The sequence below is a fragment of the Psychromonas marina genome (genome assembly GCF_030161115.1).
Classification (GTDB): Bacteria; Pseudomonadota; Gammaproteobacteria; order Enterobacterales; family Psychromonadaceae; genus Psychromonas; species Psychromonas marina.
The window spans coordinates 473,082-486,115 of sequence record NZ_BSPQ01000001.1 but is presented as its reverse complement, the minus strand read 5'-3'; the positions used below and the strand labels follow the sequence as shown (position 1 = coordinate 486,115).

The following is a 13,034-nucleotide window of genomic DNA, read 5'->3' as shown; positions in this document are numbered from 1 at the left end:
TGTAATGTGACGCTAGCTTTTGCCGCTACAAGCTAACCTGGGCGTTTATCTAAGCGTGCTGAAAGTAACATTTTTGCATAAAACAGAATAAACAGACCAAATGCACAACACCAAAAAAGAATGCTTATCCAATAAGCCATCAAAATTAACTCTGGCATTAAAAATGGAAAGATAATACGTATTAAGCCTGAAAGAGCCGTCGCTATAAAAGCAAGATTCATCCATTTAGAAGGCACTAAAGGACGTCCGGTATGGCCTAAAGAGACACGACTTATCATCGCTAAGATGATGCCACCAAAACCACCAATTGCAGTTAAGTGGATCATGGTAGTTGCATTAAAGCTAGGTACAAATAGTGCTAAAGCATAAAACAGTAATCCAGTAGAAAGTAGCATGTAACTTAAATGTAGTGACCATAACAGTGGCACTGGTAGTGTTAGCACAGGTTTCCAGCGGATGACGCGTATCAAATTAGCGATGCCTGCTAGTAATGCTAAGACACCTGAGATGACGTTTAAACTTGGGAACCAAGTAAAAATAGCGAGTAATAATAATGGTACTAGCGCTAAATATTCTAAAAATTGAATAGGTTGTACTTTTTCTGTGCCAGTCCCTTTTGATGTGAAAAATGGAATAACACGACCACCCATTACGGCAATAATAAAGAATACTAAAAATAGCATGCTCCAGATCGCGTGTTGCGACATGATGTAGTCATAGTTTTTAAAGCCAATTAAAGATATCGCATTGAGGGCTGTCATCACTAAAAGCAGTGGTACAAAAAACAGATTGCGCCACTGTTTGGCGTGTAAAACGGCTTGCGCTAATACTAATGCAGCGAGTGGCATCCAACTTAACTCTAAAACCATGGTTAGCCAGAATAGGTCGGGTGGTAATAAAAACAGTGCAAAGCGAGCCACTAACCACAGCGAAAACAGTAATGCTAATTTTTTACCTTTTAAACCCGGGTAGCCGGTCCAGTTCTGTACTGCAGTTAATAAAAATCCTAAGATAATCGCCCCTGCAAAGCCAAATAACATCTCATGGGCATGCCATTGCGTCATCGGTAATTGTGAAGGTAGAGCTATTTTTCCTGACAATAACATCCCCCATAGCACCATGCTAATAACAGCAAGTAGGGCACCGGCTAAAAAAAATGGTCGAAACCCTAAACGAAATAACGGCAGTAATTGCTGTTCTTGTGCATTATCGGTAATCTGTATCATCTGTGTTCCTATTTAAAGTGTGATGAATCTTATGTCTGAAAACTTATCCGAAAAATTATTTGCGCAAAAATTAAACGTGAAAGAGCAAGAGACTTCCACGATTATCCCTAATTCGAATAGCAAAAAAAACCATAAACTGAATGATGTTATTATGGACGGTGAATCCCAAGATGGTTGGTACCGCCTACTGAAGTTTATGCTCTGGGCATGGCAAGGTGTTGATATGATCGATTGCTATGCAGTGCTCGCGCGTATTAGTGCCTCTAAAAATAAGCGCAGCCATGAAGACATTCTAGACAGTGTTATCGGGTTTCGCTCAGGCAACTGGAGTTATGAGTGGACGCAAACGGCCATGAGTTATCAGAAAAAGGGAAACGAATATGCGCAGCAAGGGTTAACTACCTTAGCGAAAGATGCTTATTACAATGCATCACAGCTATATAGTATTGCCAGCTACCCACATCTTAAGGGCGATGAATTAAGCATTCAAGCTCAGGTATTAGCATTTAATAGCTACAGAGAATCATGCAAGTATGATTCAAATATAGTGCTAAAAGAGATCAAAGTTCCCTTTAAAGGCAAACTGATCAACTGTTATCTCCACCTTCCTCATACGGATGACATCCACCCAGTGGTCATTGTTAGTGGTGGTATCGATACGTTACAGTGTGAATTATTACCGCTGTTTGAAAAGCAGTTAGCACCTGCGGGTATTGCAATGTTAACGGTTGACCTACCTGGTATTGGGCACTCATCGGCGATTAGACTAGAGCAAGATTCTTCTAATTTACATCAAGCTATTATCCATTACTTGAAAGAGGTACCTTGGGTAGACCATGATCGTATCGCATTAATGGGGATGCGTTTTGGCGGAAATATTGCTACACGTTTAGCTTTCTTAGAGCCTTCAACGGTAAAATCTGTAGTGGCTGTTGGTGCTGCGGTGGGCAGTATCTTCGAAAAATTAGACAACTTTAAACAATTACCACCAGTGTTATTAGATTGCATTGCATCACGTATGCAAGTCAATTATTCTGATGCTACTAACTTATTCCAATATTGCGTTCCATTTTCACTGGTAAAGCAAGGGCTTTTGCATCGCAGAAAGATAGAAACACCGTTGTTGAGTATCGGTCATAAAAGTGATGTGATGTGTAATGAGTTGGATCTTAAGCTAATTGCGCGTGCCAGTCGTGAAGGAGAGGCGCGTATTATTGATAAAGCTCCCATTTTTGAATCATACTTAAACTCTTTAAGTTATTCTGCACAATGGTTAACAAGACATCTGGCGGAGTGAGTGGTAGATTAGATTATATTTTTGTTTATAAATGAGGGCATTATGACAACTTTATTATCCCTATCACCATCAAGAGGGCGCTTATTTAAAATTTTTACCGATTTAGGCCCCTATTTTAGAAAATTAGAATCTACTGAGAATAACTTCTTTTTTGATTGTTTGGAAGTTTGTATTGATGCAGAAAAAGAGCCGGAGCAACGAGAGTTTTTCGGTTGGTGGCTTATCGTGACACGCAGCGAAGATGGGTTTGTATACGAGCGTTTTAATGGTCGTTATAACCTTGAAGGCAAGTGGGTTGCTTGCAAGATTAAAAAGAAAGATCAACTGGTGCTTGATGCCTCTTTTGAGCTTTTCTTTGATCGCCTAAAGTCACTGATAGATACAGAAGCAGGTTTTTGTTTAACATCGGCAGAAGCCGTGTTAGCAGAGGTTTAAGTAGTCCCCGCTTTGTATTAAATGAAGATTAACGGGGTAGTTACAGCACAGTTAACGATGGTATACTAAAACAGCAACGAGGCTTTCGTTGCTGTTTTTTTTGTTTTAAGCTCTTAATAAATTGACTCCTCTATGAAAACCAATGTTAAAAAAAGTTCGAAAAGAAAAACGATTGTTGTGAAACTAGGTACGAGTGTACTAACCAGTGGCACTGCAAAATTAGATCGTGCACATATGGTTGAAATTGTTCGCCAATGTGCACTTTTGCATCAGCAAGGCTACCATATTGTTGTTGTTACCTCTGGTGCGATTGCTGCAGGTAAAGAACACCTAAATATGCCAGATATTGAGCCAACGGTTGCAAATAAACAGATGCTAGCAGCAGTCGGTCAGGGACAATTAGTCCGTGAATGGGAAAACCTTTTTAAAATATATGGTTTGCATGTTGGACAGATGTTATTAACACGTGCAGATCTAGATGATCATGTGCGTTTCATTAATGCACGAGATACTCTAACGACATTGTTGCATCATCGTATTATTCCACTAATAAATGAGAATGATGCCGTTGCAACACGTGAAATTAAAGTGGGTGACAATGACAATTTGTCTGCCTTGGTGAGTTTATTGGCAGATGCTGAATTATTACTGCTATTAACCGATCAAGTTGGTTTATTCACTTCAGATCCGCGTAGTAACCCAGATGCCAAATTGATTACTGAGATAGATACAATTACAGATGAGATACATGCACTTGCTGGTGGCAGTGTCGGTGGTCTTGGCACCGGTGGTATGGCAACTAAAATTGAATCTGCTAGCGTTGCCAATCGTGGTGGTATTGAAGTTATCATCGCTTCTGGTCATAAAAAGAATGTTATTTTAGAAGCGGTTCAAAATAAACCAGTCGGAACACGCTTTATTTCTGAATATAGCCGTTTAGAAGCACGTAAAAACTGGATATTTGCAGGGTCTCGTGTCGATGGGACGATTGTTGTTGATCAGGGCGCTGAAAAAGCATTGGTAAAATCAGGTGCTAGCTTGCTTTCAAAAGGTATTATTGGCACAAAGAAAAGCTTTTTACGTGGTTATGTTGTGCTTGTTTGTAATCAGGCTGGTGATGAGCTTGCACGTGGCGTTGTTCGTTATAAGAGCATCGATATTGATAAAATTAAAGGGCTTCATTCAGACCAGATAGAAGCGACGTTAGGTTATGAGCATGGCACAGTAGTTATCCATCGTGATGATTTAGTATTGTTATAAAAGCAATAAATTAAATAACGTTAACCTGAGTATTTAAACATTAGGAAGTAAAATGACTTTGTTAGAAATTGGAAAATTAGCGCAACAAGCAAGCTACGAATTAGCGATTGCAGACAGCAAACAAAAAAATGCAGCTTTAGAAACGATTGCACTAGCACTTGAAGCAAATGAAGCGTCAATTGTCGCTGCTAATAAAAAAGATATTGAAGCCGGTAAACAAGCGGGTTTAACCGAAGCGCTGCTTGACCGTTTATTATTGGATGAAAGTCGCCTAGCAGGTATTATTAGTGATCTGCGCAGTGTGATTAATTTAAGCGACCCAGTCGGCGAAGAATTTGATAGCAAGCTATTAGAAAATGGCTTAAAGTTGAGTAAACGACGTGTACCAGTGGGGGTTATCGGTGTTATCTATGAAGCTCGCCCTAATGTAACTATTGATATTGCAGCACTTTGCCTGAAAACAGGTAATGCAAGTATTCTACGTGGCGGTAAAGAGACGATTAATTCTAATCTCGTATTAGTCGATGTGATTCAAGGTGCATTGGTTGCTGCTGGTTTACCAAAAACAGCGGTACAATATATTGAAAATACAGATCGTGCCTTAGTAGGTGAACTACTAAAAATGGATCAATATGTCGATATGATTATTCCACGTGGTAACTCTGGTCTACAACAGTTCTGTAAAGAGAACAGCACGATTCCAGTGATTATTGGTGGTATCGGTATCTGTCATCTGTTCGCTGAAAAATCAGTTGATGTTGAAAAAGCATTGGCGATTATTGAAAATGCGAAAGTACAACGTCCATCGGTATGTAATGCACTCGATACATTATTAGTTGAGCAACAAATTGCTGCTGAATTTTTACCAAAACTAGCCGCTAAACTATTACCACTCGGTGTTACCTTAGTTGCAGAGCCAAAAGCGAAAGCGATTTTAGGTGATGATGCAAGCGTTGCGCAGGAAGGTGATTTTTCACGTGAATGGTTATCGCTACATTTAGGGGTGAAAGTAGTTGATGGTTTAGGTGAAGCGCTAACCCATATCCGCGAGCACAGTTCACAGCACTCTGATGGTATTTTAACTAACGATTTTACGCTTGCTAACCAGTTTGTTAACGCCGTGAACTCTGCAGCGGTGTACATCAATGCCAGCACTCGCTTTACTGATGGCAGCCAATTTGGTTTAGGCGCTGAAGTTGCGGTTTCAACACAGAAACTACACGCACGTGGTCCAATGGGGCTGCAAGAGCTAACGACATACAAGTGGATTGGTGTCGGTGAATACTTAACGCGCACATAAAAATGAATGACAGTTGTTAGTCATTAGCTATTAGTAAAACCCCATCCGTAGCAATATGAATGGGGTTTTTTAGTTTTTTGACCTTGCTAATGACTAAAAGCTAATAACTATTGTTCAAATTTCTTATGCATAAAACTGTAATAAAGTACTGGAATAATCACCAGCGTTAATACTGTCGAAATTAAGATTCCGAAGATCAGACTGATCGCTAATCCTCCAAAGATCGGGTCGTCTAAGATGAAAAATGCGCCAATCATTGCTGCTAGCCCAGTTAAGATAATCGGCTTAGCACGTACCGCACCTGCATGAATCACTGCCTGTTTAAAAGCGACGCCGTTGGCACTTTGATGGTTAATAAAATCAACCAGTAAGATTGAATTGCGCACAATAATCCCCGCTAGCGCGATCATACCGATCATTGAGGTGGCGGTAAATTGTTGACCAAGCAGAGCATGTCCGGGCATCACCCCAATCACAGTGAGTGGAATGGGGGCCATGATAATCAATGGTACGATATAAGAGCGGAATTGCGCTACAACCAATAGATAGATAAGTATCATACCTACCGCATAAGCGATGCCCATATCACGGAAAGTCTCATAGGTGATTTTCCACTCTCCATCCCACAATATAGCGACTTCACTGGTGCCTTTGGGCTGGTGGATGAAATACTGATCTATGTTTAGTTCGCTATCGATGATGTTCTGATAAATATCAAACATACCATATAAGGGGCTGTCTAGCGGGCCTGCCATATCGGCAGTAACCATGATCATCGGAATCATGTTTTTATGCATGATCGTTTTTTGAGTTGTTGTTTCCTCAATACTAACAACTTCAGAGAGTGCGATAAGTTGTCCAGATTGACTGGTTAACTTAAGAGTCAATAACTGTTCTAAATTCACCTTATCGCCTTCTTTAAGTTGTAAGCGAATAGCAATGGGATATTTTTGATTGTCGTTATGCAAGATATTAATATCTTTACCACCGATAGAGGTACTGATCGCATCAACGATGTTGGCATAGGGGATACCAAAGCGTCCTGCTTTAGCACGATCAATATTAACCTGCCATTTTTGCTGATTATCGGGATGCATTTTATCGATATCGACGACATCTTTTGCTTGATGAAATAGCGCCTCTACTTGCAGTGCTGTTTGCTCTCTAATCTCCTGATTAGGGCCATAAACCTCTGCGACAATCGGTGACCAAACTGGTGGACCCGGCGGCACTTCAACGACTTTCACATTGGCTGAATAAGGTTGTGCAATTGCTTGTAATGCTTCACGAACACTGAGTGCGATTTGATGACTATCGCGTTTACGGTCATGCTTATCAACAAGATTGACTTGAATATCACCTAACTCCGCGCTATTACGCAGGTCATAATGACGGATCAGACCATTAAAGTTAATTGGCGCAGCGGTGCCAGCATAGATCTGGAAATCTTTTAGCTCAGGAATCGCGGCAATAACATCACTCAGCTCCACTAATAAGCGTTGTGTTTGCTCAACGGGGCTGCCCTCTGGCAGATCCACGGTTACCTGAAACTCTGATTTATTATCAAAGGGTAGCATCTTCATCACCACCAATTGCTTAAAAGGCAGTAGGATAGAAACTGCAATTAAAATAATAACAGCCAAGAAAAGTAACCAGCGTGCTTTACGTGCGCCTGAGCCAAGAATAAATGAACCAACCAGCTTATTGAATAAGCGATCCATAAAAGCAGTTTTTTGTTTTGCTGGTACTGATGTAGAAGTGCTGTTGATTTCTGCTTTTGCAGGGTGTGATAGCAACTTGCCACTTAACCAAGGCGATAAAATAAAAGCAACCGCTAGTGAAATAAGCATGCCCATGCTTGCGTTGATAGGAATAGGGCTCATATAGGGACCCATCAAACCACTGACAAAGGCCATCGGTAATAGAGCGGCAATAACGGTTAAGGTGGCAAGAATCGTAGGGCCACCCACTTCATCGACGGCAACGGGGATGATTTCGAGCAGCTTTTTGTTACTGATTTTCATATGGCGATGGATATTTTCGACCACCACAATCGCATCATCAACCAAAATACCAATAGAGAATATCAGTGCAAACAGTGATACACGGTTAAGGGTAAAGCCGTATGCCCAGGAAGCAAACAGGGTAATCGTAAGTGTGACGGTAATAGCGACGCCTACCACAATCGCTTCGCGCCAACCCATGGTTAACAAGACTAAAATAATTACTGCGCTAGTGGCAAAAATAAGTTTTCCAATTAAGGTGTTGGATTTATCGTTAGCGGTTGCGCCATAATCTCGTGAAATAGTGGTTTCGATATTCGCAGGTATGAGTAGGTTATCAATTTCAGCCAAGCGCTGCTCAATCGCTTGAGTCACATCAACCGCATTTTTTCCAGGTTGTTTTGCGATCGCAATAGTCACTGCTGGGTATAACTCACCCGCTTCACCATGGATCACGTTTTGATGCGGAATATCAGCGGCTAAGGTGACTTCGGCAACGTCTTGCAGGTAGATCGGAAAACTATTTTTAACCGCTACAATCAGCTTTTTAACTTCACTGATATTTTTAAGGGATTGACCTGTTTGCACTTTAATTTGGCTATTATTTTGCACTAACGAAACCACATTAGAGCGCATATTATTACTACCTAATACCTGATTAATTGCATCATAACTAATGCCAAAACCATTCATTTTAGCCGGATCAATACGAATGTTTAGGGTTAGTAGGTGACCGCCAATGGTAAATACATCACGTGTCCCATCAATATGTTTTAATTCGCTTTCCAACCCATGTGCAACTTGTGTTAACTGTTGTGGGGTGACGTTTTTATCCTTTGACCAAAGCGTCACTGCTGAGATAGGCACATCATCAATGGCGCGTGGTTTAATGAGTGGTTGTCCTACACCTGCATTTTGTGGCAATTTATCCATGTTGCTGTAAATCTGATTATAAAGATTCACGATCGCATCATTACGCTGTTTGCCCACCTCAAATACCACGATGATCATCGCGCCATCTGGTTGCGAGTAGGAGTAGGTCATATCGATCCCCTTTATCTCGGAGATGACCTGCTCAAGTGGTATCGTGACTAGATTTTCAACCTCTTTTGGACTTGCGCCAGGAAAAGGAACAAAAATATCTGCAAAGGTCACATCGATCTGTGGCTCCTCCTCCTTAGGAGTGACAATGATGGCAAAAAAGCCCAGTAATAAACCCACAATAGCCAGTAATGGCGTAATTGCTGAATTTTGAAAGCTATGAGCAATGCGTCCTGAAATATTAAGCTTATTATCCATTAGTTAGACTCCAAGCTTTGTAGTGTTTGATAGGCGTCCAAACTGATTTGGTCATCCGCTTGCAAACCTGCTAATACCTCAACATAATCACCGCTTTGATTACCTAAGCGCACCTGAGTCAGTATCGCTTTACCTGCGACATCACGGTAAACCGCGGTTAACTCATTATTAGTTAACACTGCACTAGTAGGGATTAACATAGCTTGACGTTTACCACTAACAAATTGCGCTTTTACCCACATCCCCGGTAGCAATAGTCGTTCACTTTTAGGTAGCTGAATACGCACTTTAAAGGCATGTGATTGTTGGTCTGCATAGTTAAACAGGGTGATTTGATCAGAGAATAGCTCACTGCCATCATTCAAAGTGATAATAAATGCGGGGTTATCGCGCAGTGCTTCGATATAACGTTGCGAAATTTCACTAACTGCTCTTAGGTTTTCTAGTGACATACCGGAAAATAGAGGCTCACCCGGATTAATGGTCTCACCAACTTCAATATGACGCTCTGTCACGATGCCAGAAAAGGGCGCTTTTACAATCGTATAGTTTAATGATTGCTTGGCTTGAATTAGGCTTGCTTGGGCTGCATTTATCTGTTGCTTAGTGGTATTAGCCGCAGCTTCTGCTTGGTCAAGTTGCCCCTGCGAGATAGCACCCTTAGGAAATAGTTTTTTATAACGTGCATAGGTGAGTTGTGCTTCGTTGTAAGCGGCTTTAGCGCCGAGCAGTTGTGCTTCGCTAGCAGCGAGAGAGGCGCCTTGCTCTTTGTTGGTGATCTCTAAAAGAACCTCACCCTCACGCACATAATCGTTACTATCAAAGTATATTTTGATAATACGCCCGCTAGTTTGTGCGGAGAGTGTCGCTTTATCAACCGCTTCAATAGTGGCGTCTAGCTGAACAGTTTGTTCCGTTTCGACGTTGGCCACTGTGAACAGTGATTTTGCTAAAAGCTGATTGCCATATAGAAGAGAAAACAATAGGCTGAGAAAGAGAGTCCATGAGTATTTAAAGTTAATGCACATAATCGATCCTTGTTATCACCAAAACTTAATTAGAATAGTCTAATTAAGTTTATTCTAATTATCAAGATGGCATGGATTGTTTTGTTTAAAATGAGATCATAGAGGTAATGATGGAAGCAGATGGAAATTTAGAAAAATTATTAAATATTATGCAACGTTTACGTGATCCTGAAACGGGCTGCCCGTGGGATAAAAAACAAACTTTTGCATCTGTGGTACCGCATACCATTGAAGAAGTTTATGAACTTGCTGACGCCATCGAGATGCAAGATTTTTCTGATCTGAAAGGGGAGTTGGGCGATCTGCTTTTTCAAGTGGTCTTTTATGCTCAAATCGCCAAAGAGCAGGGATTATTTGAGTTCTCTGATATTTTAGCAACACTGAATGAGAAACTAGTGCGCCGTCATCCGCATGTATTCTCAGAAGCCAGCTTTGCAGATGAGCAAGCTGTGCATGCGAATTGGGAAATAGAGAAGCAGAAAGAGCGCCTACAAAAAGCGGCTGAGATGAATCAACAAGAGAGTGTCTTAGATAATATTCCGCTTGCACTGCCTGCGCTTAATCGCGCTTATAAAATTCAAAAACGTTGCGCTAATGTCGGCTTTGATTGGGCAGAGCTTGAGCCTGTTGTGGCTAAAATTCATGAAGAGATCGACGAAGTATTAGTTGAAGTTCAACGTACCGATTTAAGTGAGCAACAAAGACAAGCACGCATTGGAGATGAGCTTGGTGATCTTCTGTTCGCCAATGTAAACCTTGTTCGTCATTTAAGTGCCAACCCTGAAACCGTGTTACGTCAAGCGAATCAAAAGTTTGAGAAACGTTTTCGTTTAGTAGAGCTAGAAGTATTAAAGCAGGGTAAGCAGATGCAGGATTGCAGTTTGCTTGAATTAGATGAAATTTGGGATGAAGTTAAAAAAATGAAATGATAACGACTATTATCAATATATTTCCTTGCTGTTTTCGTGCTTTATTTTAGTTTGTTGTTAATATTGTGTTACATGTTTTGGTCTGTTAAGGATAATAATGAATATATTACGCACAATAATCATCACTGGTCTCGCGTCTGTTGTACTGCCTGTCATGGCGGTGACAGAGGCTAAACCAGCAACACAATATACGATTGATGCTAATCAGGCGGTATTAAAAGCACTGCCTTTTAGTGACAAAGTAGATTTTGACAATGCGACTCGGGGTCTTATTTCTAAGCCGGACACACTCACCATTACCGATAAAGACGGTAAAGCAGTTTGGGATCTGGAGGAATACAAGCGCTTTATCAGCATCGATAAAGTATCACCCGATTCAGTTAATCCTAGTTTATGGCGTAATTCGCAACTTACCATTCAATACGGTTTATTTGAAGTTACAAAAAACATCTATCAAGTACGTGGTTACGACCTTTCTAATATCACCTTTGTAAAAGGTGACACGGGCTGGATCGTTTTTGATCCGTTGATCTCCCCTGAAACGGCAAAAGCAGCATTAGATCTCATCAATAAAGAGTTTGGTGAGCGACCCGTTGTAGCTATTATTTATAGTCATAGCCATATTGACCACTATGGTGGTGCAACAGGTATTGTTACGCAAGCTGACGTGGATGCTGGAAAAGTACATATTTTAGCACCTGAAGGTTTTGCAGAGCATGCTGTATCAGAAAATGTGATTGCAGGTAATGCAATGGGACGCCGTGCTATTTATATGTATGGCGCATTGTTACCACGTGACGAAAAAGGTGGCATTAATGGTGGCCTTGGTATGACAACATCAACCGGTGTTGCTGGCCTAATATTACCAACTCGCGATATTAGTCGTACTGATGAAAAAGTAAAAATAGATGGCGTAGAGATGATATTTCAAATGACGCCTGGCACTGAAGCCCCTGCAGAAATGAACACTTGGTTTCCTGAGTGGAATGCATTATGGATGGCGGAGAATTCAACCAATACCATGCATAACATCTTAACATTACGTGGTGCGCAAGTACGTGATGCGTTGAAGTGGTCATACTACTTGAATGAAACCATTGAAAAATGGGGCGATAAAGTTGAGGTTAAATTCCAAAGCCATCATTGGCCTGTTTGGGGCAATGAAAATATTATCCCTTATTTTGAAAAGCAGCGTGATATCTACAAATTTACGCATGATCAGTCGGTTCGATTAATGAATCAAGGTTATAACGGTGAAGAGATTTCAGAAATGATCACTCTGCCAGCATCATTAGAGAATAACTGGGCAACACGTGGCTACTACGGCACATTACGTCATAATAGCCGTGCTGTTTATCAACGCTATATGGGTTGGTACAACGGTAACCCTTCAGATTTAAATAACTTACCTGACGAGCTAGTTGCAGTTAAATACATGGAGTTCATGGGCGGAGAAAAAGAGGTATTGAAAAAATCACAAGCCTCTTTTGATAAAGGCGAGTATCGTTGGGTTGCTGAAGTGATGAAACATGCTGTGTTTGCAAATCCAGAGAGTACTGATGCGAAAGAGTTATTAGCTGATGCCTATGAGCAATTAGGTTATCAATCTGAATCAGGTCCTTGGCGTTCGGTTTATCTGCAAGGCGCATACGAGTTACGCAATGGTGTGCCTGCTGCTGGTGGAACACAAACGGCAACAGAAGATACTATTCGTGCAATGCAGGCTGGGATGTTATTTGATTACTTATCGGTACGCTTGAATGTAGAAAAAGCAGCGGGTAAAGATTTCAAAATTAATGTTAACTTCACTGATACGAAGAAAAAATATACGTTGAGCGTGAAAAACTCAGTATTGAACCATACCACTAAGCAAGCTAGAAAAGCGGATGTTACTATCTCGATGAGCATGGCTACGATGCATGAAATTCAACTTAAAACGATTGATTTTGATAGCGCAATTGAGAGCGGCAAGGTTAAGTTGAAAGGTGAAAAATCTGTATTAGACGACTTTATGGGCATGTTAGATGACTATAATTTCTGGTTTAATATTGTTACCCCTTAAATTTAGGTAATTAATAACGGGTGAACTCTGCCCTGTTTAGCCTTTTATAATATACGAATTATAAAAGGCTTTTTTATCTATTAATGAAAAATAGCGTACATATAATACCTGTCGCTGTTTTTACAATCTAAAATTATCAGCATATTTTTTGCTTAATGGGTATAAAAGATTGTCCAAAATGAGAGGCCTTGCTAT

9 protein-coding genes are annotated in these 13,034 nt (G+C 40.7%); 6 read left to right on the top strand and 3 right to left on the bottom strand.

Translation table 11 applies throughout. The features are described from left to right. Positions 1–32: 32 nt before the first annotated feature. The gene (locus tag QQK09_RS02355) at positions 33–1,226 is read right to left on the bottom strand and encodes an NnrS family protein (protein ID WP_284202504.1); all 1,194 of its coding nucleotides are present in this window, start codon (positions 1,224–1,226) and stop codon (positions 33–35) included. A 31-nt stretch (positions 1,227–1,257) separates the two neighbouring features. Between QQK09_RS02355 and frsA the strand changes: the two genes are divergently transcribed. The 4 genes from frsA to QQK09_RS02335 all read left to right on the top strand — a co-directional run bounded on the left by frsA (position 1,258) and on the right by QQK09_RS02335 (position 5,518). After that, on the top strand, positions 1,258–2,523 hold the full coding sequence (gene frsA / locus QQK09_RS02350; protein WP_284202503.1) for an esterase FrsA: 1,266 nt from the start codon (positions 1,258–1,260) through the stop codon (positions 2,521–2,523). Between the two features lie 42 nt (positions 2,524–2,565). Then, positions 2,566–2,958 carry a sigma factor-binding protein Crl gene (crl, locus tag QQK09_RS02345; RefSeq protein ID WP_284202502.1) on the top strand — a complete coding sequence of 131 codons (393 nt, stop codon included), beginning with the start codon at positions 2,566–2,568 and terminating at the stop codon, positions 2,956–2,958. A 132-nt stretch (positions 2,959–3,090) separates the two neighbouring features. Continuing rightward, positions 3,091–4,218 (top strand): glutamate 5-kinase, encoded by a 1,128-nt coding sequence (gene proB / locus QQK09_RS02340; RefSeq protein ID WP_284202501.1) that lies wholly within the window; start codon positions 3,091–3,093, stop codon positions 4,216–4,218. Between the two features lie 52 nt (positions 4,219–4,270). Next, positions 4,271–5,518: a glutamate-5-semialdehyde dehydrogenase gene (locus tag QQK09_RS02335; protein ID WP_284202500.1), complete on the top strand. Its 1,248-nt coding sequence runs from the start codon at positions 4,271–4,273 to the stop codon at positions 5,516–5,518. A 107-nt stretch (positions 5,519–5,625) separates the two neighbouring features. Here QQK09_RS02335 and QQK09_RS02330 read toward each other — a convergent pair whose 3' ends face one another. Beyond that, positions 5,626–8,820, bottom strand: coding sequence for an efflux RND transporter permease subunit (locus QQK09_RS02330; protein ID WP_284202499.1), 3,195 nt, complete (start codon positions 8,818–8,820; stop codon positions 5,626–5,628). After that, positions 8,820–9,848, bottom strand: coding sequence for an efflux RND transporter periplasmic adaptor subunit (locus QQK09_RS02325; RefSeq protein WP_284202498.1), 1,029 nt, complete (start codon positions 9,846–9,848; stop codon positions 8,820–8,822). Before QQK09_RS02325 ends, QQK09_RS02330 begins: the two co-directional genes overlap by 1 nt. Positions 9,849–9,958: 110 nt before the next feature. On the opposite strand from QQK09_RS02325, the gene mazG reads away from it, so the two are divergent. Beyond that, the gene (gene mazG / locus QQK09_RS02320; RefSeq protein WP_284202497.1) at positions 9,959–10,777 is read left to right on the top strand and encodes a nucleoside triphosphate pyrophosphohydrolase; all 819 of its coding nucleotides are present in this window, start codon (positions 9,959–9,961) and stop codon (positions 10,775–10,777) included. A gap of 97 nt (positions 10,778–10,874) precedes the next feature. After that, complete coding sequence (locus QQK09_RS02315) at positions 10,875–12,839, top strand: alkyl/aryl-sulfatase (RefSeq protein WP_284202496.1); 1,965 nt, start codon at positions 10,875–10,877, stop codon at positions 12,837–12,839. The last annotated feature ends 195 nt before the right edge of the window (positions 12,840–13,034 follow it).

Coding starts and splice junctions, on each gene's coding strand:
- QQK09_RS02335 (WP_284202500.1), top strand. CDS start 4,271: ATGACTTTGTTAGAAATTGGAAAATTAGCGCAACAAGCAAGCTACGAA.
- QQK09_RS02315 (WP_284202496.1), top strand. CDS start 10,875: ATGAATATATTACGCACAATAATCATCACTGGTCTCGCGTCTGTTGTA.
- frsA (WP_284202503.1), top strand. CDS start 1,258: ATGTCTGAAAACTTATCCGAAAAATTATTTGCGCAAAAATTAAACGTG.
- QQK09_RS02330 (WP_284202499.1), bottom strand. CDS start 8,820: ATGGATAATAAGCTTAATATTTCAGGACGCATTGCTCATAGCTTTCAA.
- proB (WP_284202501.1), top strand. CDS start 3,091: ATGAAAACCAATGTTAAAAAAAGTTCGAAAAGAAAAACGATTGTTGTG.
- QQK09_RS02325 (WP_284202498.1), bottom strand. CDS start 9,848: ATGTGCATTAACTTTAAATACTCATGGACTCTCTTTCTCAGCCTATTG.
- mazG (WP_284202497.1), top strand. CDS start 9,959: ATGGAAGCAGATGGAAATTTAGAAAAATTATTAAATATTATGCAACGT.
- crl (WP_284202502.1), top strand. CDS start 2,566: ATGACAACTTTATTATCCCTATCACCATCAAGAGGGCGCTTATTTAAA.
- QQK09_RS02355 (WP_284202504.1), bottom strand. CDS start 1,226: ATGATACAGATTACCGATAATGCACAAGAACAGCAATTACTGCCGTTA.